The 25,224-nt window shown below is 45.8% G+C and carries 21 protein-coding genes; 8 read left to right on the forward strand and 13 right to left on the reverse strand.

Annotated elements, in window-relative coordinates; all coding sequences use genetic code 11:
• Nucleotides 1-10: 10 nt before the first annotated feature.
• From putA to DFP76_RS02810, 5 genes are all read right to left on the reverse strand, one after another.
• Nucleotides 11-3,133, reverse strand: coding sequence for a bifunctional proline dehydrogenase/L-glutamate gamma-semialdehyde dehydrogenase PutA (gene putA / locus DFP76_RS02790; RefSeq protein WP_113873142.1), 3,123 nt, complete (start codon nt 3,131-3,133; stop codon nt 11-13).
• Between the two features lie 314 nt (nt 3,134-3,447).
• Entirely contained in the window at nt 3,448-4,221 is a 774-nt protein-coding gene (locus tag DFP76_RS02795; protein ID WP_113873143.1) for a helix-turn-helix domain-containing protein, read from the reverse strand.
• A gap of 173 nt (nt 4,222-4,394) precedes the next feature.
• Nucleotides 4,395-5,354, reverse strand: coding sequence for an NADPH:quinone reductase (locus DFP76_RS02800; RefSeq protein WP_113873144.1), 960 nt, complete (start codon nt 5,352-5,354; stop codon nt 4,395-4,397).
• 10 nt (nt 5,355-5,364) lie between these two features.
• On the reverse strand, nt 5,365-6,753 hold the full coding sequence (locus DFP76_RS02805; RefSeq protein WP_113873145.1) for a TRAP transporter large permease: 1,389 nt from the start codon (nt 6,751-6,753) through the stop codon (nt 5,365-5,367).
• 3 nt (nt 6,754-6,756) lie between these two features.
• The gene (locus DFP76_RS02810) at nt 6,757-7,275 is read right to left on the reverse strand and encodes a TRAP transporter small permease subunit (RefSeq protein ID WP_063332414.1); all 519 of its coding nucleotides are present in this window, start codon (nt 7,273-7,275) and stop codon (nt 6,757-6,759) included.
• Nucleotides 7,276-7,628: 353 nt separating this feature from the next.
• Here DFP76_RS02810 and DFP76_RS02815 point away from each other — a divergent pair, with 353 nt between their 5' ends.
• The 6 genes from DFP76_RS02815 (at nt 7,629) to DFP76_RS02840 (ending at nt 14,881) form a co-directional block, all read left to right on the forward strand.
• Nucleotides 7,629-8,597, forward strand: a complete 969-nt coding sequence (locus DFP76_RS02815; protein ID WP_113873146.1) for a PstS family phosphate ABC transporter substrate-binding protein — start codon at nt 7,629-7,631, stop codon at nt 8,595-8,597.
• Between the two features lie 118 nt (nt 8,598-8,715).
• Nucleotides 8,716-10,974: an ABC transporter permease subunit gene (locus DFP76_RS02820; RefSeq protein ID WP_113873147.1), complete on the forward strand. Its 2,259-nt coding sequence runs from the start codon at nt 8,716-8,718 to the stop codon at nt 10,972-10,974.
• 11 nt (nt 10,975-10,985) lie between these two features.
• Entirely contained in the window at nt 10,986-12,686 is a 1,701-nt protein-coding gene (gene pstA / locus DFP76_RS02825; RefSeq protein ID WP_113873148.1) for a phosphate ABC transporter permease PstA, read from the forward strand.
• Between the two features lie 20 nt (nt 12,687-12,706).
• Nucleotides 12,707-13,537 carry a phosphate ABC transporter ATP-binding protein PstB gene (gene pstB, locus DFP76_RS02830; protein ID WP_113873149.1) on the forward strand — a complete coding sequence of 277 codons (831 nt, stop codon included), beginning with the start codon at nt 12,707-12,709 and terminating at the stop codon, nt 13,535-13,537.
• Between the two features lie 14 nt (nt 13,538-13,551).
• Entirely contained in the window at nt 13,552-14,265 is a 714-nt protein-coding gene (phoU, locus tag DFP76_RS02835) for a phosphate signaling complex protein PhoU (RefSeq protein ID WP_113873150.1), read from the forward strand.
• Between the two features lie 115 nt (nt 14,266-14,380).
• Nucleotides 14,381-14,881 carry a GAF domain-containing protein gene (locus DFP76_RS02840; RefSeq protein ID WP_113873151.1) on the forward strand — a complete coding sequence of 167 codons (501 nt, stop codon included), beginning with the start codon at nt 14,381-14,383 and terminating at the stop codon, nt 14,879-14,881.
• Nucleotides 14,882-14,921: 40 nt separating this feature from the next.
• Here DFP76_RS02840 and DFP76_RS02845 read toward each other — a convergent pair whose 3' ends face one another.
• The 8 genes from DFP76_RS02845 to DFP76_RS02880 form a co-directional block, all read right to left on the reverse strand.
• Nucleotides 14,922-15,263 (reverse strand): Hpt domain-containing protein, encoded by a 342-nt coding sequence (locus tag DFP76_RS02845; protein ID WP_113873152.1) that lies wholly within the window; start codon nt 15,261-15,263, stop codon nt 14,922-14,924.
• The gene (locus DFP76_RS02850) at nt 15,260-17,077 is read right to left on the reverse strand and encodes a sensor histidine kinase (RefSeq protein WP_113873153.1); all 1,818 of its coding nucleotides are present in this window, start codon (nt 17,075-17,077) and stop codon (nt 15,260-15,262) included. The genes DFP76_RS02845 and DFP76_RS02850 overlap by 4 nt, the downstream gene beginning before the upstream one ends.
• A 12-nt stretch (nt 17,078-17,089) precedes the next feature.
• The gene (locus DFP76_RS02855; RefSeq protein WP_113873154.1) at nt 17,090-17,599 is read right to left on the reverse strand and encodes a putative pterin-binding protein; all 510 of its coding nucleotides are present in this window, start codon (nt 17,597-17,599) and stop codon (nt 17,090-17,092) included.
• 159 nt (nt 17,600-17,758) lie between these two features.
• A complete protein-coding gene (gene oppF / locus DFP76_RS02860) occupies nt 17,759-18,772 on the reverse strand; it encodes a murein tripeptide/oligopeptide ABC transporter ATP binding protein OppF (RefSeq protein WP_113873155.1) in 1,014 nt (337 codons plus the stop codon).
• Nucleotides 18,769-19,743: an oligopeptide ABC transporter ATP-binding protein OppD gene (gene oppD / locus DFP76_RS02865; protein WP_113873156.1), complete on the reverse strand. Its 975-nt coding sequence runs from the start codon at nt 19,741-19,743 to the stop codon at nt 18,769-18,771. Before oppD ends, oppF begins: the two co-directional genes overlap by 4 nt.
• A gap of 9 nt (nt 19,744-19,752) precedes the next feature.
• The gene (gene oppC / locus DFP76_RS02870) at nt 19,753-20,679 is read right to left on the reverse strand and encodes an oligopeptide ABC transporter permease OppC (RefSeq protein ID WP_113873157.1); all 927 of its coding nucleotides are present in this window, start codon (nt 20,677-20,679) and stop codon (nt 19,753-19,755) included.
• A gap of 12 nt (nt 20,680-20,691) precedes the next feature.
• Nucleotides 20,692-21,612: an oligopeptide ABC transporter permease OppB gene (gene oppB / locus DFP76_RS02875; protein ID WP_113873158.1), complete on the reverse strand. Its 921-nt coding sequence runs from the start codon at nt 21,610-21,612 to the stop codon at nt 20,692-20,694.
• 129 nt (nt 21,613-21,741) lie between these two features.
• Complete coding sequence (locus DFP76_RS02880; protein WP_113873159.1) at nt 21,742-23,358, reverse strand: peptide ABC transporter substrate-binding protein; 1,617 nt, start codon at nt 23,356-23,358, stop codon at nt 21,742-21,744.
• 224 nt (nt 23,359-23,582) lie between these two features.
• Here DFP76_RS02880 and cysZ point away from each other — a divergent pair, with 224 nt between their 5' ends.
• Together cysZ and DFP76_RS02890 are read left to right on the forward strand one after the other, a co-directional pair.
• A complete protein-coding gene (cysZ, locus tag DFP76_RS02885; RefSeq protein WP_113873160.1) occupies nt 23,583-24,362 on the forward strand; it encodes a sulfate transporter CysZ in 780 nt (259 codons plus the stop codon).
• Nucleotides 24,362-25,213: a response regulator gene (locus DFP76_RS02890; protein ID WP_113873161.1), complete on the forward strand. Its 852-nt coding sequence runs from the start codon at nt 24,362-24,364 to the stop codon at nt 25,211-25,213. Before cysZ ends, DFP76_RS02890 begins: the two co-directional genes overlap by 1 nt.
• The last annotated feature ends 11 nt before the right edge of the window (nt 25,214-25,224 follow it).

Here is a 25,224-nt window from a genome sequence, read left to right on the forward strand (position 1 = left end):
CTGTCTCCCCTTAAAGGTCTTGTTCTGTCGCGAAACGTTGTAGGTAGTGAGGTCCGCCTGCTTTTGGTCCTGTACCAGATAAGCCTTGGCCACCAAATGGTTGTACGCCAACCACGGCACCGACTTGGTCACGGTTAATGTATAGGTTGCCGACACGAGCGCGATTCGCGATACGCGCACACGTGGTCTCGTTGCGGCTGTGTACGCCCATAGTCAAACCAAAACCAGATTGGTTGATGGTGTCGATGATTTTGTTCAGATCACGTGCTTTGTAGCGTACTACGTGCAATATAGGACCAAACTTCTCATCGGTTAATTGATCAATGCTGTCGATCTCAAAGGCCGTTGGTGGCACAAAGGTACCTTTATTCGCAAGGTCTGGTAATTCAGTCTGTGCGATCAGTTTGCCAACCTTGGTCATGTGCTCAATGTGCTCAAGCAACATCGTCTGTGCTTTTTCGTCAATCACAGGGCCCACATCGGTGCTATGCAGGTAAGGCAAGCCAACACTCTGTTCTTGCATCGCGCCTTTGATCATTGGAATCACGCGATCGGCAATGTCCTCTTGAACAAACATCACACGTAAAGCAGAACAACGCTGACCTGCTGAAGCAAAGGCCGAACGTACTGCATCACGAACCACTTGCTCTGGTAAAGACGTTGAGTCAATGAGCATGGCATTTTGACCGCCGGTCTCAGCAATTACCGGCACAGGTGCAACATCACGTGCGGCTAGGGTGCGGTTGATTAATTGCGCGGTACCAGTAGAGCCTGTGAACGCCAAACCAGCAATGCGCTTATCGTTGGTTAAAGGAGCACCTACGCTGGCACCGTCACCTGGTAACAGGTGTAAAACATCGCCTGGAACGCCAGCTTGATGCAACAATTCGATTGCACGTACTGCGATTAAGCTGGTTTGCTCTGCTGGTTTAGCAACGACTGTGTTACCAACGACGAGCGCGGCAACCACTTGGCCGGTGAAAATGGCCAACGGGAAGTTCCATGGGCTGATGCAGGTAAACACCCCACGTCCTTTCAACTGTGCCAGTTTTTCTTGGCCTAGGAAGTCCGTGTATTTATGTGGTTCCGCAAAGTTGCTACGAGCCTGTTGCGCATAGTAACGACAGAAATCCACGGCTTCGCGAACTTCGTCAATGCTGTCCTGAATGGTTTTACCCGCTTCACGATGACAAAGCGCCATCAATTCAGGGTAATTTTCTTCCATGAGGTCGGCCATTTTATCTAGGCAATCGGCTCGTTCTGAGGCTGGTCGCGCGGACCAAGCAGGGAAGGCCGCTTGCGCTAAATCAATGGCTTTAGCCACGGTTGTTTGGTCTGCCCAATCAATCTCACCAACCGCTTGGCTGTGGTCGTATGGGCTCTTGATGGCGTGTGTTTGTCCGGTTTCGACTTTCTCACCACCAACAATAGGGTAAGCTCGCCATTGTGTATCTTGTCCCATGAAGGTATCAATCTGTGCTTTGAAAGGGCGCCAGTCTGATTCGATCTCTATGTTTGGTCCAAAAGAGTTTTTTCGATCCGCAAACAATTTGCTAGGCAAATTAATATGAGGGTTGGCCAAAGATTGACGGCTTTCCAATGTTGTCACTGGGTGATGTACCAGGTCTTCAATTGGGTAGCTGGCGTCAATCAAACGGTGAACGAAGGAGCTGTTCGCACCATTTTCCAATAAGCGACGTACTAGGTAAGGTAGCAAGTCTTTGTGGCTGCCTACTGGGGCATAAATGCGCACACACAAATCATTTTCTTTGATTAGGTGATTGTATAAAGCGTCGCCCATACCGTGTAGACGTTGGAATTCAAACTCGTCATTTTGGGCACCAAGCTGCTTAGCTAAACAACTGATGGTCGCAATAGTATGTGCATTATGGCTAGCAAATTGTGGGAAGATGTTGGCACGAGTGTGTTCACTCAATAGGAAGTGGGCACAAGCAAGGTAAGAAACATCGGTCGCCTCTTTACGAGTGTACACAGGGTATCCATCAATGCCGCGCTGTTGGCACAGTTTGATCTCAGAATCCCAGTAAGCGCCTTTTACAAGGCGTACAGGAATACGATCGCCTTGTTCTTTGGCCAAGGCTGCAAGCCAAGCTAGCACAGGTAGAGCGCGCTTAGAGTAGGCCTGAACGACCAAACCAAATAGTCCCCAACCTTGTGATACTTCATCACGGTAAAGCTTTTCGAACAAATGTAGGGAAAGTTCCAAGCGGTCTGCTTCTTCGGCGTCTATGGTGATACCAACGTTAAGCGCACGTGCTTTGGCGATTAAGCCTTTGACACTGTCGAACAGCTCGCTCATCACGCGTTCTTTGTTACCCACTTCATAGCGAGGGTGAAGAGCCGATAGTTTAATCGAGATGGTTGGACGATGACCCTTGTTGTAAGTGTCTTTACCAACGGATTCAACGGCTTGCTCATATGAGCGTAAGTATTTTTGAGCGTCGTCAGCGGTTAACGCGGCTTCACCCAACATATCGAAAGAATAGGTATAGCCTTTATCACGATAGCTTTTACCACGAGACAGTGCTTCCTTGATGCTGCGACCTAGGACAAATTGATGTCCCATGATTTTCATGGCTTGGTTCATGGCTTTACGGATAACAGGCTCTGACACTCGATTAACCATGCGATTCACTAGGTTAGCAGGTGTGCCATCTTGGCGCTCATCCATGGTGACGATTTTACCCGTGAGCAGCAGACCCCAAGTGGATGCATTAACAAAGAAGGAGTCTGAGTTTTGAGCGTGAGAAGCCCAGTCGGCAACACTTAATCTGTCTTTGATGAAGGCGTCCGCGGTTTCTTTGTCAGGCACGCGCATTAGTGCTTCAGCAAGGCACATTAACAAGATGCCTTCTTTCGTATCCAGACTGTATTCCAGCAGTAGGGCATCAATCATGGACATGCTGTCGTCATCTTTACGCACTTCTGCGATCAATTTAGAAGCGGCATCAGTATGACTCGCCAGCTCTGTCTCCGTGGGTTTTGCCAAAGGCAAAAGCTCTTTTAACCAGCTTTCTTCGTCCGCTTTGTAAAGAGGGGATATGAGCTGCCACAACTCATTGAGTGGCTTCTGAATGAAGTTAGGTTGTAATACCTCAATCGCTTTAAACATGGTTGTATTCTCCCGCGGGCAGCAATAAATCTCGTGTTAATTTGACGGCCGCACATTGTGATAGAGCACATAACACCTTGCGATTGACTTGCATCCCTAAGTCAGCAAAGCGCATGTCTGGATAATGGGCACACTTTAGTGACAGAAGGGGGAAACTGTCTTTCGAAAAAATCGTTTTTTTTTATAAGAAAATCCGGCTCATGGGCGACGATAGGGTATTTTGCCTACAAGTTCGGTTTTTATGAGGGATATAGCGTAAAAAAGAAACCTGCCTGTCACCTTCTTAAAGATAGAAGAAAAAGACAGTTTGTCTATTATCGAACGCTAAATTGCTTTTGATAACGCAAGGGAGTGATGCCGAGGGTTTGCGAAAAAATATTGGTCATCGCACTTTGGCTGGAGAAACCGCACATTTCGGCCACCTGAATCGGTGGAAAGCCTTCTTGTAGTAAGGTTTGGGCTCGTTCTAGACGTTTACGCATCAAATATTGGTGAGGCGTCATGCCGGTGCGATCTTTAAAGCGTTCATGGAATTGACTGACACTGAGGAAACAGAAATTCGCCAGTTGATCAATGTGCACTTTACGAGACAGGTTAAGCTCAATGAATTGGTCCAGTTTATCGATGTCCAACTGGTTACCACGAGTACGTACATCTTTGCTGTTAACCTGATGGCGAATGGCGCTTAGTAAGGTATTGCCACAGGCACGGGCTAAAATTGGGTCATCTGGGTACTGTTGTAATTCCCCTGATAAGGCTGACGCTAAAATTTGCAGACGTGGACTGAGCTCGAAATAAGCCGCTTGGTCAAAAATACGCGAGACGATCTCGTACTCTTCATCGGTAATGCTTTTTTGTGGGGGGACTGGCAGATTGACCACCATGATGCGGTTTTCACCCAGTCCTGCGAAAGCATGGGAATTGGCCGAGGGTAAAATACAGCCTTCACCTGAATGCAGTTCTTTGCCTTTTCCCTGGATGTCGAAGTCCGTATTGCCGTCTAACACAATTACCAATTGATGGTAGTCGTGGTCGTGGGCATCCGCTTCATTTGGGAGGCTAAATACATCGGATTCAGACGAGGTCAAAATTCACCTATAGGATTTAAGTAAAGAAAGAAGTATAGCCCTGTTGGATTGGCTTTGACAGAGTGTTTTTTTGGGAGATGGCGCATTTTTCATCCTTTTCCGTCGAAAAAACGACAATAAAAAAAACGGCGTGGTCAATTGACCACGCCGTTATGGATTTTGCGCCGGTTAACTTAGCTTACTCGGACAACAAGGTTTCCTAAGGCGCCTGACTTGAGAACATCTTCATGAGCTTGGGCTAGCTCAGTGAGTTCATAGGTTCGGCGAATCACTGGTTTCAACACACCTTTTTCAAACAAAGGTTTAAGTGCTTTGGCAATCAATGCCAGCTCGGCAGGTTTGACGTTGGCAAGTGCAACACCAAATACTGCGGCATCACGTGCCATTAAGTCACGTGGATTGATTTCGACCGTACCACGGTTTCCGACCACCGCAACTCGACCACCAAAGGTCAGCGCTTTTAAATCTTGATCTAAATTGTGGTTTGCCAACATTTCAATGATGACATCGAAACCAGTTGGCAAAGACTGAAAAGGTGCCAAGTGATCGGCTTCATTGTGCATGATAACGGTTTCAACACCTTGCTCACGCAACAGTTTGGCGCCGTCTTCCGTACCTGTACTGGCAACCACATCCATACCTGCTGCAAGAGCCAGTTGAACCGTTGCGATACCAACGGCCCCTGTGGCGCCGTGTACCAGTACTTTATCGCCAGTTTTGGCATTGGCTCGACCAAATAACGCGCGATGCGCCGTCGTATAAGGAATGCCAACACAAGCGCCTTCTTCGAAACTCAACGCATCCGCTAATGGGTAGGTATGTGTTGTCGCACAAACACAATACTCTGCCGAAGAGCCGCTTAAGTTGCGGCTAAAGTAAACCCGTTGTCCTACTGCAAACTCGGTGACATCACTACCGATGGCAATAATGGTGCCTGCACCATCACTGCCCGGTGTATGAGGGAAGTTTGCAGTGTAATTATTCGTGCCTGAACGAATATAGGTATCGACAGGGTTCACCCCAGCGGCACCGACTTTCACCAAAACTTGGTCAGCCGCTGGCGTGGGTTGTGGAGCCTCTGTCAAAGCAAGAGCGCTGGCAGGACCGTATTCTTGAATTTGCATTGCTTTCATAAAACTATCCTCAGTCTGCATAGACTTGTTCAGGTAACCAAGTAGCAAGGTCAGGCCAGATTGACAGCATCAGCAGGACGACCAACTGGATGATGATAAATGGCAAAACCCCTTTGTAAATGGATTGCGTTTTGACTTCTGGTGGCGCCACACCACGTAAATAGAAGAGGGCGAAACCAAATGGTGGTGTTAAGAATGAGGTTTGTAGGTTAATGGCCATCATAATACCAAGCCATACCGGATCAAGTCCCATCGCCAACAGCACAGGCGCTACGATCGGCACAACAACGAAGGTGATTTCGATGAAGTCTAGGATGAAGCCTAGGAAGAACATCAATAACATCACCACAATCATGGCACCAACAACGCCACCAGGCAGTTGAGAGAAGAAGTCTTGAATCAGTTCTTCACCACCGAAACCGCGGAACACCAATGAAAATAACGAGGCACCGATCAAGATCATAAAGACCATACAGGTGACTTTCGTGGTGGAATATACGGCTTCTTTTAATGTTTGTAGACTCAATTTACCACTTGCCCACGCCAGTAAAGCCGCGCCTAGTGCACCAACGCCTGCCGCTTCGGTTGGGGTCGCTATACCGGTTAGGATGGAACCCAGTACGGCAAAAATCAGAATCAGTGGTGGCAATAAGCCTTTGAACAGTTGCAGTGCCAGTGGTTCAGTTGAGCCGCTGCGCAATTCTTCTCGTGGCACCGCTGGGGCTTTATGAGGCTGTAGCCAAGCAACGATGATGACGTACAAAATGTAGAAAGCGACCAGGATGAGACCTGGAATTAAGGCACCAACAAACAAATCGCCGACGGAAATGGTTTTAGGTGAGAAGATCCCCATCTCCAGCTGAGCTTTTTGGAAAGCATTGGACATTACGTCGCCCAGTAATACTAAGGCAATGGATGGTGGGATTATTTGTCCAAGTGTGCCGGTTGCACAAATGGTCCCGGTTGCAAGCGCTGGATCATAACCACGACGTAACATGGTAGGTAATGAAATCATCCCCATAGTGACCACGGTAGCCCCTACAATCCCGGTACTGGCGGCCAACAACATACCGACAAGAATAACGGAAATACCTAAGCCGCCGCGCATGGTGCCAAACAGCATGGCCATGGACTCCAAAAGGCGTTCGGCAAGTTTGGATTTTTCCAAGAGCACGCCCATTAACACGAATAAGGGCACGGCAATGAGGGTTTCGTTACGAACAATACCGAATAAACGGTTTGGTAGGGCTTCTAGGAATACGCCATCAAACGTCCCAAATAATGAGCCAAACGCGGCGAAAATTAAGGCCGTGCCGCCAAGAGAAAATGCCACTGGGTAGCCGAATAATAAGCAAACACAAACGCCTGCAAACAGCCATAAAGGTAAAAATTCAGCCATGGGTTAAGTCCTCTGAGCAGCGCGAGCGGCAGTAATAACGCCAAGATTTTTTAAAATATCGGCCATGCCTTGAATGATGAGGCTAACCATCATTAAAGGAATCAGGGTTTTAAGCAGATAAACGAAGGGTAAGCCACCAGGCTCTTGGGAGGTTTCTAATACACGCCAAGAAGCGCCAACATATTCTAGGCTTAAGTATGCGGTATACAGAGTAAAAGGTAACAGGAAGAAAACCCCGCCGATCAGGTTGACCCAGGCTTTTTTGGTGGCAGAGAAGTCGCGGTAAAACACATCCACTCGAACGTGTTCGTCTTCTTTAAAGGTATAGGCCGCGCCCAACATAAAGACCAGAGCATGAAAATAGAGAACCGATTCTTGTAATGCAATGGAGCCAATACCAAAACCATAGCGTAGTAGCACGATGAGGCAGGTAAGTAGCATCATCATCAATGTGAGCCAAGCAACGCATTTCCCCGTGTATTGGGAAATGGCCTCAGCCAAGCAGATTAGTTTGTTAAACATTAAAATACCCACAGTTTTTTTAATCATTATTGTCGGATGCTTCCCCCACAGGAAAAATCCGACCGTTAGTCTATTGGATAACGTATCGCTTGGGAATATGAATGGCCTTTTTACCGCTAGGAATGAGGAATACCCACTATAAAGTGAGTGATTTACAAAGCTTGTGTTGATCAAAACTGGATCGGGCTTCTATCACTGAGCCTTTAATGAATATTGACGCTTTGCGATGAAAAACTTTGAAATATTTCAATCTTTAACATTTTTGTCATATTTGCCTTTTATAGTTAACAGCATCGAACGAGCTATGGGCAGTTGCTCATAAATATTTGATTACAACCACTGAGGTTTATGTGATGAAAAAACTAGTTGCAGGTCTAGCAGTAACAGCAGCAATGGGCGTTTCTGTTAACGCTGTTGCAGATGTTGATCCAAATTTGATGTCTTACAGCAAAGCAAGTGGCGTTTCTGGTAACATTTCAAGTGTTGGCTCTGACACATTGGCTAACTTGATGACATTGTGGGCTGAGGATTACAAGCGCCTATACCCAAATGTTAACATCCAAATCCAAGCAGCTGGTTCTTCAACTGCGCCACCAGCGTTGACTGAAGGTACGTCTAACTTCGGTCCAATGTCTCGTAAAATGAAAGACAAAGAAGTAGCAGCTTTCGAGAAAAAATACGGTTACAAGCCAACTGCTATTCCAGTTGCGATTGATGCTCTAGCGGTATTCGTACACAAAGATAACCCAATCAAAGGTTTGTCTCTTCCTGAAGTAGATGCGATTTTCTCTTCTACTCGTAAAGGTGGTCACAAAGAAGACATCACTAACTGGGGTAAAGCTGGCCTAACAGGTGCTTGGGCGAACCGTGACATTCAATTGTTCGGTCGTAACTCAGTATCTGGTACTTACGGTTACTTCAAATCTAACGCTTTGTTCAAAGGTGACTACAAAAACTCTGTAAACGAGCAGCCAGGTTCGGCTTCAGTTGTACAGTCTGTTTCAACGTCTCTTAACGGTATCGGTTACTCTGGTATCGGTTACAAAACATCTTCAGTACGTGCTCTTCCTTTAGCGAAGAAAGAAGGTGGTAACTACGTTGAAGCAACACCTGCAAATGCAGCAACTGCTAAGTACCCACTGTCTCGCTTCCTATACGTTTACGTAAACAAAGCGCCAAACAAACCACTTGCTCCACTAGAGCGTGAGTTCGTTAAGATGGTACTTTCTAAAATGGGACAAGAAGTGGTTGTGAAAGACGGCTACGTTCCACTACCAGCGAAAGTGGCTAACAAATACCTACAAACTTTGGGTATTAAATAAGCCGTTGCTATAACGAGCTTATGAAATGAGAATTAAAAGTAGGAGGGCAGAAACGCTCTCCTACTTTTCTCTGTTTCATAAGCTGTCACAAAAATGTCACACAAAAAGATGAATGCGGATGACTAAATCAACTGACCATCAGATGCCGGAGCTGGATTTTGATACACCAGCATTAAAGCGTCATCGTAAAATTCGCGCCCTGAAAGACCGTATGGCTGGAATGGGTATCGCAGTCGGAGGCAGCAGTGTCATTCTCGCTGTTCTTTTGATCTGCTTCTACTTACTTTATGAAGTTGCGCCTTTGTTCTCAAGCGCTTCCATTGAACCAAAAGCGAACTATAGCTTACCTGCGGCAGATCAAGGTGAAAGTCTATATTTGACCACCGAAGAGCAAGCTGAAGTAGGGATGCGTGTTGCGAGTAACGGCAGCATAGTATTCTTTTCCGTCGCCGATGGTAGCGTCATAAAAATGGTAGAAAACCCAAGAGCTGAAAAAGTAACGGCTTTTGCGGTGGAATCTGATACCAGTCAATTACTCGCCTTTGCTTACGAAGACGGTAAGGTCATCATTTCGAAACACGTTTATCGAATCACTTACCCAGATGGCAAACGTAAAATCACCCCTGTTGTTGAATACCCATATGGTAAAGACGCGATTGATGTTGCTGATTTCCCGATTCAACAGTTGTCTTTTAGAGACGGTGATGAAAGCTTTACGTTAGCAGCCATTGGTGCAAACCAGAGTGCTGTAACCAAGGTAACCAAAGACGTTAACTTCATCACAGAAGAAATGGAATTGAGCGAACAGCGAGAGCCGCTTCCTTTTGTAGCAGAAGTAACCAGCCTTCTGATTAGTGGTGATCAACGCTATCTTTATGTGGCGACTCACTCTGGTGAACTAAGCGAATTTGATCTACGTGATTTCAGCGACATTCGTTTAAAAGACAATATTGCGTTACTAAGTGGTGATGCCAAATTGGTATCGATGAGCTACTTACTTGGTCAGTCATCTATCATGGTGGCGGATTCTACCGGTCGCGTAAGTCAGTGGTTTAATGTTCGTAACAATGACACGAATGAAGAAAAGCTGACCTTTATCCGCGACATTAAACAACCAGTTTCATTAGTAAATGTCGCCATGGAACAACGTCGTAAGGGCTTTGCTACCTTAGACGATCGTGGTGTGGTCGCCATTTATAACGCCACCTCTACTCGTCAGGTGATTGATGAGAAGTTGAGTGATGAGACAGCGAAGCTGATCAGCTTTGCACCTCGCGCTAATGGCTTACTACTGGAAGACAGTAAAGGTTTGCATTTCTTCTATGTAGACAATGAGCACCCTGAAGTCTCTTGGTCGTCTATCTGGGGTAAAGTCTGGTATGAGGGTTATCAAGAACCTACTTATACTTGGCAGTCTTCTGCGGCAAACAACGACTTCGAACCTAAGTACAGTTTGATGCCATTGGCCTTTGGTACATTAAAAGCGGCCTTCTATGCCATGTTAATGGCGGTGCCATTAGCTATTTGTGGTGCTATTTATACTGCTTATTTCATGGCGCCAGCCTTGCGTCGTAAAGTTAAGCCTGTGATCGAGCTGATGGAGGCTTTGCCGACCGTTATCTTGGGCTTCTTAGCAGGTTTGTTCTTTGCTCCTTTCTTGGAAGAAAACCTAGCGGCGACCTTTAGTGTGCTGGTGGTATTACCTTTGGGTATTCTACTGTTTGCTTACCTTTGGTCTCGCTTGCCGCAAAACATTCGTTGGTTGGTGCCAGAAGGTTGGCAACCATTGCTGTTGATTCCTGTCATCGTGTTCCTTGCTTGGGGCTGTTTGGCATTGAGTCCGGCAATTGAGTTGAACTTCTTTGATGGCAATATTCGAGGTTGGATTACCAACGACCTTGGGATTACCTTTGACCAACGTAATGCCTTGGTAGTGGGTTTCGCAATGGGCTTTGCGGTTATTCCGACTATCTTCTCGATTACCGAAGATGCCATTTTCAGTGTGCCGAAAGCGTTAACTCAAGGGTCTTTGGCATTGGGTGCAACTTACTGGCAAACCATGGTTCGAGTGGTACTACCAACGGCTAGTCCAGGTATTTTCTCTGCAGTAATGATTGGTATGGGTCGTGCTGTTGGTGAGACGATGATTGTACTTATGGCAACGGGTAATACCCCAATTATGGACATGAATATCTTTGAAGGTATGCGTACTTTGGCAGCCAACTTGGCGGTAGAAGTACCGGAATCTGAGGTGGGTAGCTCACACTATCGTATCTTGTTCTTGGCGGCGTTTGTGCTCTTTATCTTTACCTTCGTGGTAAACACAGTCGCTGAAACCGTGCGTCAGCACCTACGCAAAAAATACGGGTCGCTATAATGAGTACTGATATGAAAATGAAGAAAAAGTCCGTATCTGAATGGGTTAAATCCGGTGATCCTTGGGTTTGGCTTAATGCGGGTGCGGTAGCCATTTCCGTTATTATGGTCATTGGCTTGTTATTATTGATCGCGGTGCGTGGTCTTGGTCACTTTTGGCCAGCCGATGTGGTGGAAGCGCGTTACGAACTGCCTGGCACTCAAGCTTACAACATAGTCGCAGAACGTGTTGAAAGTGTTGAGGTACCTGCTGCTCAGTTACGCGAAGCAGGGATTGATATTCCTGATCATCATCAACTGATGCAACGTACTCTGATGAAAACCGGTAACCGTGACATATACGGTTCTGATTTCCGTTGGGTGATCGATGAGTACCTAACTGATGTGAAGCGTCCAGAAATGCTGTTTACCGCTGAGCGTCATGAATGGGGTAACTTGTACGGCTATTTGAAGTCAGTAAAACAAGATGGCCAAGTGGTGTCTGAAACGAATGATACGACACCTACTGAGTCAGCGTTAGCTACTTGGGCTGCATTTGAAAGCAGTATTGATCGCGCGACAGACATTTTCGATGAAATTCATGAAATCGAAAAAGGCGACATTGGTAAGATTAACTATGGCCTTGAACGCATTCGTTTAGAACAGCGTCGCTTGGAGCTAAATGGTGAGCTTACGCCTGCTGCAGTAGCGGATCTGGCTGTTGAACGCAGTCAATATGATGAAGAATACAAGCAGCTGCAACAGAGCTTGATTGACCTGTACGCGAAAATTAATCGCGACACTTTTGTCGTGCAAGCAATGGACGGTACAGTCCATGAGCTTCCCGTTGCAAAAATCGTTCGAGCTTACCGTGCCAATGCGATGAACTTCGGTCAGAAGATGGCGTTTTACTTTGCGAAGTTAGGCGAGTTCTTATCAGCAGAGCCACGTGAAGCCAATACCGAAGGGGGGGTTTTCCCAGCGATTTTCGGTACGGTAATGATGGTATTACTGATGACAGTCTTGGTAACGCCATTTGGTGTTGTGGCAGCGGTTTACTTGCGTGAATATGCAAAACAAGGTGCGTTGACGCGTATTATTCGAATCGCGGTAAACAACCTGGCAGGTGTGCCATCGATTGTATATGGTGTCTTTGGTCTGGGCTTCTTTATTTACTTCCTAGGTTCCGGCATTGACCAAGCGTTCTTCCCAGAAGCGTTACCGTCACCAACCTTCGGTACAGGTGGCCTAATGTGGGCGTCTATTACCTTGGCCTTGCTGACTGTGCCGGTTGTTATCGTAGCGACGGAAGAAGGCTTGTCACGTATTCCACGCAATGTGCGTGAAGGTAGCTTGGCTTTAGGTGCGACCAAAGCCGAAACCTTATGGCGTGTCATTTTGCCAATGGCCAGCCCTGCGATTATGACAGGGGTGATCTTGGCGGTGGCTCGTGCCGCGGGCGAAGTGGCACCATTGATGTTGGTGGGCGTGGTGAAACTAGCACCGTCATTGCCATTAGATGGTAATTACCCATACATTCATTTAGATCAGAAGTTTATGCACCTTGGTTTCCATATCTACGATGTGGGTTTCCAAAGTCCAAATGTGGAAGCGGCACGTCCATTAGTGTACGCAACGGCCCTATTGTTGGTAGTGGTGATTGCACTGTTGAACTTAGCAGCAGTGACCATTCGTAACCACCTACGTGAAAAATACAAATCGCTGGAAATGTAAGCGGCGGAGAAGAGATTATTATGAGCGACGTAAAAACACACTCAATTGATATTTCAGCGATGCAACGCAGCCAACAGGCTTTGCGTATTGAAGATGAATCCGTTTGTCTTTCGGTGAATGATTTACACCTTTTTTATGGCGAAAAAGAAGCGTTGAAAGGGATCGATATGATCATCCCTGAAAAGAAAGTGACCGCTTTTATCGGGCCTTCAGGTTGTGGTAAGTCCACCTTGTTGCGTTGTTTTAACCGTATGAATGATCTTGTAGACAGCTGCCGTATTACGGGTGAGATTAATCTACACGATCAAAACATTTATGCGAAAGGCACAGACGTTGCGGAACTGCGCCGTCGTGTTGGTATGGTATTCCAAAAGCCAAACCCATTTCCTAAAAGCATTTATGAGAATGTGGCCTACGGTCTTCGTATCCAAGGCATCAATAAAAAGCGTATTTTGGATGAAACGGTTGAGTGGGCATTGCGCTCAGCGGCATTGTGGGACGAAGTAAAAGACCGTTTGCATGAAAGTGCATTGGGTATGTCAGGTGGTCAGCAACAGCGTTTGGTCATTGCCCGTACTGTTGCGGTGAAACCAGAAGTACTCTTGTTGGATGAGCCTGCTTCCGCGTTGGACCCTATCTCAACCTTGAAGATTGAAGAACTGATCCACGAATTGAAAAAAGACTTCACCATCGCCATCGTAACGCACAACATGCAGCAAGCGGCGCGTGTATCGGATTATACTGCGTTTATGTACTTGGGTGATTTGATTGAGTTTGGTGATACCAATACGCTGTTTACTAATCCTAGTAAGCAACAAACGGAAGATTACATCACAGGACGCTACGGCTAGGTGGAGGATTTATCATGCAAGAATTAACAACAGATCATATTTCTCAGCAGTTTAATAATGAGCTTGAACAGCTTCGCCAGCACTTTTTGACCATGGGTGGCGTGGTAGAAAATCAAGTTCAAGACTCGATTCAAGCACTGTTAGACGCGAATGGCTCGCTAGCGGAAGACGTGAAAGACAAAGATACAACCGTGAACCAGTTAGACGGCTTGATTGATGAAGAGTGCACACGCATTCTAGCTAAGCGTCAACCTGCGGCATCGGACTTACGTATGATCTTATCGATCAGTAAGGCCGTGAGTGAATTGGAGCGTATGGGCGACGAAGCAAAGAAAATTGCCAACTTGACCCTAAATTTGATTAATGAAGGTGAGTCACCACGTGGTTATGTGGAGATTAACCGTATTGGTCAAATGGTGTCACGTATGATTCACGATGCGTTAGATGCCTACGCTCGTCTTGATATTGATACGGCGATTAAAGTGGCCAAACAAGACCGTGCCGTTGATCAAGAATACAATACAGCATTGCGTTCTTTGGTGACTTACATGATGGAAGATCCGCGTAGTATCTCTCGCGTGATCAATGTTATTTGGGTGCTTCGTTCTCTTGAGCGAATTGGCGACCATGCCCGTCATACCTGTCAGCATTTGATTTTCATGGTGAAAGGGGTCGATGTTCGTCACGTACATGTGAACGATTTGGCGGGTGAAGTCAAAGACGCATAAGCCTTTCAAACTCTGGTCTTCTGTTATGGAGACCAGAGTTTATCTACTTTATCGCATTTAGCTCTGCCGCATCATTTGCTACCATCAGCTTTTCTTTTTGATTGGTTGGGCACAGATGTTTACCCCAGATACTTCTTTCTCTGAATCCTCAGAACATTATTATCAAAGTTTAAATGAGCAGTTAGCCGCTTTATTGGCCGGTGAAACCGATTTTATATGTAATGCCGCTCAGTTTTCGGCATTTATCATGCAGACTCTTAATGATTTGAATTGGGCGGGTTTTTACTTTGCTCGTGATAACGAGTTGGTGCTTGGCCCTTATGTCGGCAAAGTCGCTTGTACACGCATTCCTTTTGGTCGAGGAGTATGTGGTAAAGCTGCGATGACGGCGACCACTCAACGAATTGCGAATGTTCATGAGTTTGAAGGTCACATTGCCTGTGATGCGGCATCAGCGTCTGAACTGGTTGTGCCGTTATTCGTTGGCGAGAAATTGTTTGGTGTGTTTGATATTGATAGCCCTAGTGTCGATCGATTTTCTGAGATTGATCAGGCTGGAATTGAAGCGTTACTGGCGACTTTCTTGCAAGCCACGACTATTCAGTGGTCCATCTAGTTGTTAGTGAAATAACCGCTTGTGGAGATTGAAGTCGATGTTATTTGAGCATGGAAAAGTAGCCGGAAAGCGCCATTAATGTCTCTTTATGAAGATCTGAAACATGCTCAATAGCATTTTGAATCGGTGCTTCGTCTTTTTTCTCTGCAGACTTTTCTATGATCTCACATTGTCCAGCAAACTGTTTAGCTGCCATGTTCAGACTGGCCGATTTTAAGGAGTGACTGATCTGTTTTAGTGCCTCGAAATCCCGATTATCCCATGCACTCAATAATTGATCTAATTTACTGGAACTGTCTTGAACATACTCAAGACGAATCTGATTGACAGTACTTTTTCCCAGTAATTCGGTCAGGGAGTCTAGGTAGGCCTTGTCTATCATTTGCTGTCCTTCTGTGTTGGTTGATCTAAAAATAAAGCCTTGATCAGTGGTGATAACTTCCTTTGTGTTAGAGGGAAGGAGAGTGCTTTAGGGTCTAATGAGGTGTGCCTAAAGTCTAGTGATTGATAGCTCCATAGGGTAGTGCCTGTCTTAATACAGTCTAGTAGACGTTCTTCTAAATGACTGTCTAAACCTGAGAATTTCCCTAAGAGAATCAGGTCATACTGATCGAATGAACTGTGTCCATCGTCTTCTTGGGCTAGGCTAACCTTAATGTTAGAGCTGGTTAGCTGTAGCTCAATGATTTTGGCCAAATTCATGTCTTGTTCAAGAATCAATGCCGTCTTTTGCGATTGAGACGATGGCATAATTGGCTCTTTGGGAATAGGAAAGCCTTGTCCTGCTGGAATATAAAAGGGTAAATCGATCCAGAACTCACAACCTTCATTTTCGACACAGGAAAAGTGCATTTCGCCCTTCATTAAATAGATGAGCTTGTGGCATAAGGCCAAGTCTAAACCGACGGTATTGGCATCTGGGCTGTCTTTTTGGTTTGGTAGGTTAGGGTTAACCCGTAGGCTTTGCTGCAGGTTGTTGGGCATGCCTAAGCCAGTATCTCGTATGGCCAACTGCATCACACGCGTCTCATAAGTACCATCTGGTAACAGGACAGTTGGTGCGGCCAAGGCCGAAGGTCGCAACTGAATGCTGATACTGCCTGCAGGACAATGAGCAATCGCATTTTGTAACAAGGCTAAGACAATTTCTTTAAAGCGCCCAAAATCCAAATGTATAGAGTCAGGTAAGGCTGGATCAATGTATAACGCACAGGCTAAGTTTTTGCGTGACATTTGCGCTTCAGTTAATTCAACAAAGGCTTCCATTTGTGCCTTTAAATCGTCGGTAGTTGGTTGGAGGCTGAGTTTTTGCGCTTCTAAGAGTGATAGGTCAGAAAGCATTTCAATGGTATGCAGCAATTGCTGTCCTGACTCTTCAATGTGTTTGGTTAGGGCCTCAGGCACCTTTTGAGATGACTGATTGAGGGTTTTTGCTGTACCCAATATCGCATTGATTGGGGGGCGAACTTGTTGGTTAATAAAACCTAATAAATCGGCTTTATCACTGCGAGAGTTTTGCATATCCGCTTTGAGTTGTTTGTTACGTTCGTGAGCAAATTTCAATTGAGAAAAGCTTTTGGCCATAAAAAAGCATAAGCAGAGTAAACAGAGTAATAACGCAATGGATAACAGCTGAATGTAATGCAGTTTAGACTGCAGAATCTGGTGCTGATTGTTAATGAAGGCATTACTACCATTGTTTACCAAGCCAACAAATTCATTTAATTGAGGGTCCAATTTTTGGATGCGGTCAATAAGGCTGGGCAGGTAACTTAAATCCCCTTCTTCTAGTTTGCTAATATGAAAGCTAAGCAATTCTAGCTCGCCGTTCATGATGTTTAATAAGCGCGTTGTTCTGCCACCTTCAAACTCCCTAACCAAGGTGCCCACTTCGCCATCTCTCAGTAAGTCAATGCGACTCATGAGCAAATCGTATTCGAAATAGGCTTGGCCATTGAGTGGAAGATCTGGTGCTTTCAAAAGTACCAGATAATTTAGCAGGCGATAGGTCTGTACTTGTAATTGTAGGGCATTCCAAAGGGCGCTTTCGAACACTCGGCGGCTATTTTGTTTGGCGCTGTCGCTGGTGTAAGTAATGATGCCGAATAGTGCGATGGTGATGACGATGATTAATACAATAAAACCGTACATCATCCATTGTTTGAATCGTGATAACCAGTTATGTCCTTTTAACATTGGCAAGCTTCCTTACTCAGCCAACGGGGCGATTTTGATGTGTCGGATTTGCCAAATGGAGCGGCCGTAATAGACCTCTGACTTTAACTCTGGATTTTGGTCAAATGGGTAAATCACCATGATGGGCCCAAGATTACGGATACTCATTGGTACTCCGTCACGATGGGTAGCGAAGATAGCACCATTGGTTTGAAAGTCCTCAACAGGCACTTTGGTCATGTATTTGTTTAGCGCTGTGACCTCTAACATTGTGCCTTTTGCTTTGAGTGTTTCCAGTAAGTCGACTGCAGAAAAGCCCTGATAAGAGTGGACGCCTTTTGCCCAAGGATTTTTCGTGGTGACAGAGTATTGTGGCAAGGCGGCTAACATAGGGAGATCGAAATTGGCCGCTTGCTTAGCATTGGTGTTTTCGAAATCACCTTCGACTGTCAGTATGATTCTTTGATTCGGTTGTTCTAGGGCGAAGCTTGATAAGGAAGTGAGGCCAACGAAAATCAGAAGTGTGGTGATGACTGAGTTCATATTTGGCCTCTTACTAACGGGTGAAAAGTGACATTAAGTGAAAGTGATTGACACAATGATCAACTTATCAAGAATGCTGTTTAAAAGCCAGTTTGCGTCATGTCTTTTAAGGACTGAGGAGGCTTGGCTACCTTCCATGGCAGCCAGTTTTGACCCGCTTTAAGCCAACTCAAGTAGCCTAGAGCAGGCTGCTTGATGCGAGCTGTCATCGGTAATGGTGCTAAGCTGTGGTTTGTGTTCTGCACATTGTTCATTGGCATGAGGACAACGAGTTCGGAAGACGCAGCCAGACGGTGGACTGATCGGAGAGGGTAAATCCCCAGCCAGAAGCTGGATGCTCTTATTGCGTTCTATTTTTGGATCTGGAACCGGCACGGCCGATAATAGCGCCTTGGTATAAGGGTGCTGAGGGTTATCATACAAGTCATGTTTTTCGGCCAGTTCAACGGCATTGCCAAGATACATGACTAACACACGATCTGAAATGTGTTTTACCACACTTAAATCGTGAGCGATAAACACCAGCGATAAGCCCATTTCCTTCTGTAAGTCTTTCAATAGATTCACAACTTGAGCTTGAATCGACACATCCAGAGCAGAAACAGGCTCGTCACAGACCACTAACTTTGGTTTCAAAATAAGTGCTCGCGCAATGCCAATTCGCTGACACTGACCACCTGAAAATTCATGGGGATAGCGATTAATAACGTTAGGCAGCAAGCCAACACGGGCCATCATCTTACGTACTTGCTGCTTTACTTCCTGTTTGCTCAACTGAGGTTGGAAAGTATGCAGAGGTTCGGCAATGATGTCGCCAACGGTCATTCGTGGATCCAGTGAGGCCAATGGATCTTGGAAGATCATCTGCAATTCTTGGCGCTTCGCTCGCATTTGCTTCTTGTCTAGCTCAGTCAAATTCTCACCTAACCACACCACATCTCCTTGGGTAATGGGTACAAGGCGCAGCAAAGCGCGTGCTAAGGTGGATTTACCACAGCCGGATTCCCCCACCACACCTAAGGTTTCCCCAGGATAAATGGACAGGTTCACCCCATCCACGGCTTTCAGTGCTTTGGCTTTGGTCCAAGGCCAGGCATTATCTGCTTTGATATTAAAATGGACCTTTAAATCGCTGACTTCCATTAAGGGTGTTTTGCTGGTTTGTACGTTCATGATGCCACTCCCCAATCGGCAGATTTATGACAGGCCCTTAATTTTCCAACTTGATACTCTTCTAATGTCGGTGCTTCTTTCACACAGCGCTCTTCTGCAAATTCACAGCGCGAATGGAATGGGCAACCAGAAGGTAAGTTCAGCAGGTTGGGCGGGTTACCAGGAATGGTCGTCAGTATGTCTCCTTCACTGTCCAATCGTGGAATGGCTTGCAATAAGCCTCTGGTGTAAGGGTGAGTGGGTTGATAGAAAACATCTTCTGTGGAGCCGTATTCCATGGTTTGCCCTGCGTACATCACTAACACCTTGTCGCATAAGCCTGCCACCACACCCAAATCGTGGGTGATCATGATGATGGAGGTGTTGAAGTCATTTTTAAGTTCATTCAACAAGGTCAAAATCTGTGCTTGTACGGTCACATCCAGCGCCGTTGTTGGCTCGTCAGCTATCAATAATTTCGGCTGACAAAGTAATGCCATGGCGATCATCACACGTTGGCGCATACCACCAGAAAATTCGTGCGGATACATGTTCATGCGTTTTCTTGCTTCCGGCATTTTAACCGCATCGAGCATCTTTACGGCTTCTTCAAAAGCATCGACCTTGCTCATTCCTTTATGCAGCATCAAGACTTCAATCAGCTGCTTACCCACTTTCATATAAGGGTTAAGTGAGGTCATTGGGTCTTGGAAGATCATGGCGATCTCCTTCGAACGAATGCGATTCATCTGTTTGTCGGATAAGCTCAGGATGTCTTGTCCTTTAAAACGCGCTTGTCCCCCGATAATGCCGTTTTTGGCCAACAGCCCCATTAGAGCAAAGGCGGTTTGACTCTTCCCCGAGCCTGATTCACCCACAATGCCCAAGGTTTCCCCTTGTCCAAGGGTAAAATTTAAATCATTGACCGCGGTCACAAAGCCATCTGGGGTGCGGAAGTTTACTCGTAAGTTATCCACTTCTAGCAAATTCATAAGGCCTCCTTAACGGTCTTTTGGATCAAGGGCGTCGCGTAAACCGTCGCCGAGGAAGTTAAAACAGAATAGGGTGACCACTAAGAAACCCAATGGCCAAGCCAGTTGCCAAACCGCGATTTCCATATTCTGCGCGCCTTCTGAAATCAACGCCCCCCAACTGGTCATAGGTTCTTGTACGCCCAAACCAAGGAAGCTGATGAAAGACTCAAGCAGAATCATATTCGGCACCAGCAAGGTGGCGTAAACCACCACAATGCCCAGTACATTTGGGACTATGTGTCGCAAAATGATTTTTGGGGTGGAGACACCGCAGGCATAAGCCGCTTCAATGTACTCTTTGTTTTTCAGACTTAGGGTTTGCCCGCGTACGATCCTCGCCATATCGAGCCAGGAAATCGCACCAATGGCGACAAAGATGAGAAATATATGTCGGCCAAATAAGGTCATTAAGATGATGACGAAAAACATGAAAGGGAACGAATTTAAAATTTCCAGAAAGCGCATCATCACGCTGTCGACTCGTCCACCAATATAGCCAGACGCGGCACCATAAAGTGTACCAATGACAATGGCGACGGCACTGCCCATGATGCCGACAAGTAAGGAAATTTGCCCTCCTTGTAAAGTTCGCACAAAAATGTCGCGGCCTAAGGTGTCTGTACCAAAGTAATGACCGTTTTCAATGTTAGGACGGCCCAAAACAGAAATGTCTGATAAGGCTTCCCAGTCAATGTCGTCGTAATTCCATTGACTGAATAAAGGGCCAAGCAATGCGATGGCGGTAATCAGGGTTAATAGGACTAAGCTAGTGACTGCCGCGTGGTTAGAAAAAAAGCGGCGTCGGGCGTCTTGCCATAAGCTTCGACCTTCAATTTCCGTGACTTGTTCGGCGAACTGTTCAACGGCCTGGATTTTGTCTTGTGTAGTGATCATATTCGGTTGGCCTTAATAACGAATTTTAGGGTCAATAACAGCGTATAAAATATCAACAACCGCGTTGAACAATATGGTCAATGTGCCCACCAAAATGGTGACCCCCATGACCATGGAGTAATCGCGGTTAAGAGCACCATTAATGAAATGTTGACCGATACCGCCAGTTCCGAAATACACATCAACAATCACCGAACCGGTAACAATACCGACGAAAGCAGGGCCCAAATAGGAGATGACTGGCAGCATGGTAGGACGCAAGGCATGTTGGAAAATGATGCGATGCTTTGGCAAGCCTTTGGCATGTGCTGTGCGAATGAAATTCGAATGCATGGTTTCAATCATGCTGCCACGAGTAATACGGGCGATCTGCGCTATGTAGCTGGTGGACATGGCAATCACTGGCATAATCAGATAAGGCCATGCACCACCATTCCAACCACCAGGTGGGAGCCAGTGGTTATAAATCGAGAAAAATAGGATACACAAAGGAGCCAAAACAAAATTTGGTAACACAATGCCTAGATTAGCGAAGGCCATCACAGAGTAATCTATCCAAGAATTCTGCCTTAGGGCTGCAATAATGCCGCAACCTACGCCAAGTATCAGAGCAACAAGAAACGACCAGATGCCTATTTCGGCAGAAACCGGAAAGCTCTGGGCAATCAGTTCATTAATGGTGAAGTCTTTATAACGAAATGAGGGACCTAAATCCCCTTGTAATAAACCGCCTAGGTAATAGAAGTACTGATTAATAACAGGCTCATCCAAATGATATTTGGCATTGATGTTCGCTAATACTTCAGCAGGTAGAGCGCGTTCACTGGAAAAAGGGCTGCCGGGAGCGGCATGCATCAGAAAGAAGGATATCGTAATTAATACCAACAAGGTCGGAATCGCTTCTAAAATGCGCTTTGAGATAAATGTAAACATAGTTATTACCGGATTATTAGATCCGCCAATAGACGGCTAATATTTGGAACTTGTAGAGTTCAAAAGATGCCCAACGACGTTAGCCGTTGGGCATGGTTTTCAACAGACGCTTGATGTTAAACGAGAGTCTTAGTGCTTGATGATGTACATGTCGCGTACGTACACGTTATCTTCAGGGTTAGGCATGTAGCCACCTAAATAGCTTTTTACTAAGCGCTTCTCGGTATATTGATAAATGGGGGCGACCGCCATGTCTTGCTCAATGGCAATCTCTTCTGCCTTGTTATAGTTTTCAGCAGGGTTTTGCATGGTGCGAGCATCGTGTAACAGCTTATCGTAGTTGGCGTTGCTGTACTTACCGTCGTTATTACCGTGAGTGGTTGTGAGCAGATCAAGCATAGTGGAGGCTTCGTTGTAATCCCCAATCCAACCGGCACGAGCAACGTCAAATTGCTGATGTTTTTTGGTTTCCAAGTAGGTTTTCCATTCTTGGTTTTCCAAAGTAACTTGCACACCTAAGGTTTTTTTCCACATGGAAGCAATTGCAATGGCGATCTTCTTATGGTTCTCGTTGGTGTTGTACAGAAGCTTGAAGGACAGCGGGTTGCTCTTATCGAAGCCGGCTTCTTCTAGTAAGGCTTGCGCTTTTTCATTACGTTCTTTTTGTGACCAAGTCGCGTAATCCGGTGTCTCTGGGTTAAAGTCATTGACCACTTCTGGGGTGAATGAATACGCAGGGATTTCACCAACGCCTGTGACGTATTTGGTAATCACATCGCGATCAATGGCATAAGACAATGCTTTACGGACGCGGACGTCGTTGTAAGGCGCTTTGGTGGTGTTAAATTGGTAGTAATAGGTGCCCAATTTAGGCGTGACCACTACCTCGTCAGGAATGTCTCGGAGAAGTTGCTTGTAATGATCGTTGGGTAATTCGTAGCTCAAATCCATCTGACCAGCTTGGAAACGTTTTAGCTCGGCATTAGGGGACTCAATTGGCAAATAAGTAACTTTGTTGATGACGGTTTTCGCATCGTTCCAATAGTGTTGGTTACGAGTAAAGACCATCTTCTCGTTGACAATCCACTCGTCCATTTTATAGGCACCGTTTGAGACCATGTGCTCTGGCTTAGTCCAATCATCGCCCCACTTTTCGACCACTTTTTTCGGCACAGGAAACATGTTTTGGTGTGAGGTCATCTTCACGAAGTAAGGCACTGGACGCTCTAATGTGACTTGGAAAGTATAATCATCAAGCGCTTTGACACCTAACGTCGATGGCTCCGCTTCGCCCGCGATGATTTTTGATGCGTTCACAATGGATGGAATCTCCATGAACCAGGCATAAGGAGAGGCCGTTGCTGGATCAACAGAGCGAGTGAAGGCAAATACAAAGTCTTCTGCGGTAACTGGTTCGCCGTTAGACCATTTTGCGTCTTTACGAAGGTGGAATGTGTATTGAGTGTTGTCCGCGTTAACGTCGTAACTTGTCGCGACACCTGGGATTTGGTTGCCGTCGCCGTCTTGGTTGTACAAACCTTCAAACAGGTCTTTAGAACGAATAGAGCCTGGTGTGCCTTCAATTTTTTGTGGATCAAGCGTGGCTGGCTCAGAACCGCCGCCACGGACCAATTCTTGTTTGTCGGCAAGCACTACGCCTGCAGGTACGTCGGCAGCTTGCACTTGCAAGGCACTAATAGAAGCGGCGAGTACGGCGCTGGCGATGAGCGTTTTTGAGATTTTCATATCGTTCCCTTTGTTGGTTAGCTGTTAGATGTGCTCTGTTATTGTGAGGCGTTTGAATTGCACCATTCAGATTCGCCCTTAAGCTTCCATAGTTCATTAATTAACAAAAGGTCACAATCGAAATTCCGTATCGCCTCATACGTCTAGTAAATGTGGAGACGTGAAGGGGCTCGTGATATTCTCAAACAGGTTTGATAGGAAAGATTGATAGGGTTGAATTTATTTTGATTACACAACCATTTAAAGCGGCAGGGGCATTTTTGAAGGCCTTGCCATTAATTGCTTCAAAAGAATTAAGGCTGTTTATTTTAGCGCCGCTATTGGCAAATTTTTTGTTGATCGCGCTTATCTACATGGTGGCGTTTAGTTATTTTCAAGACATATTAAATTGGGCGATGGGCTATCTACCGGATTGGCTGTCTTTTATCAGTTGGCTTCTAGACTTGATTTTTGGGGCAGTCATTGCGGTCTTATTGTTTTACAGTTTTTCAATAGGAGTCAATATATTAGCGGCTCCATTTATGGCGTTTCTAGCGGAAAAAGTAGAAGAGAAGACCACAGGGAAAGTGTTTGATGAGAGTTTAACGGCCAGTGTGATTTTGGCGGTGATTGGCCGTAGTTTGCAACGCGAAATGCAGAAAGTATTGTATTTTGTTCCGCGTTTTTTACTGCTGCTGGTGCTGTCTTTCATCCCGTTAGTTAATGTCATTGCGCCAGTTCTGCTGTTATTGTTTTCTGCTTGGATGCTTGCTCTGCAATATATGGACTATGCTTTTGATAATAATAAGGTGTCGTTTTACGAGATGCGAATGGCCCTTAGAACTCAGCCACTGTTATGTTGGACGTTTGGTGGCATAGTAATGGTGTCTTTGACCATTCCACTGTTTAATTTGTTTGTGATGCCAATAGCTGTAGTGGCAGCGACTTTATTGTGGGTATCCATCTTTAGGGTAGAGAATGGAGATTTCTCTGCGTTGTTAAACTCTCATAATGGAATGAAATAATGTCGCTTAAAATATTGGTTGTGGACGATGCTTCGTTCACACGGGATTTGATTCGCAGAACCTTACGTAAGCAGTTTCCAGCCGTGGAGATTGAAGACGCAGTCAACGGCCGTAAAGCTCAGCAATTAATGAATAAAACCCAGTTTGATATGGTGCTATGTGACTGGGAAATGCCTGAGATGACGGGCGTTGAATTGTTAAAATGGTGCCGCGAACAACCTAAGTATCAAAAAGACGATGTGCCTTTTGTGATGATTACCAGCCGAGGCGACAAAGATCATGTGGTGGAGGCGGTACAAGCTGGCGTCACAGATTATTTGGGCAAGCCCTTTTCAGGTGAACAGCTGGTCAACAAGGTGTTAGGAGCGGCGAAAAAGCATAAGTTGGCTGGGAAGCTGACGGCACAAAAACCTAGGGCGGCGAGCGGTTCACCACAGGGTATCGCGGCCGCTTCCATTGATGTATTGATGGGTGGAGGAAGCGGTGCGACCAAAGCGGCGAAAACGCCTAAAATCGTGAACCCAAGTGAAGCAGAAGTCAGCGTTAAAGATGTTAAAATTCCAACCTTAGTTCGCTTTGAAAATAAGCAGTTTCGTTGCATGGTGATTCAATTCAGTAAGCAAGAAGCGTCTATGCTGATTAAGAGTGATGACGTGGTGCCTCAAGTATTAGGGCAAGCAGTACTGGATTTAGAACACAAATCCACCATTAATCGCCTAAATTACTACGTACAATCTGTGGCCACGACAGAAAAGAAGCATGACTCAACTTTCTTAACCGTTGGTTTGCGCTTAATAGATCAAGATGCAGAGAAAGAAACCTTCATCAAGAGTTTGTTTGACGCTTTATAAGTCTCGACATT

Origin of the sequence: Marinomonas aquiplantarum (assembly GCF_003314975.1) — a bacterium.
Lineage (GTDB): Bacteria > Pseudomonadota > Gammaproteobacteria > Pseudomonadales > Marinomonadaceae > Marinomonas > Marinomonas aquiplantarum.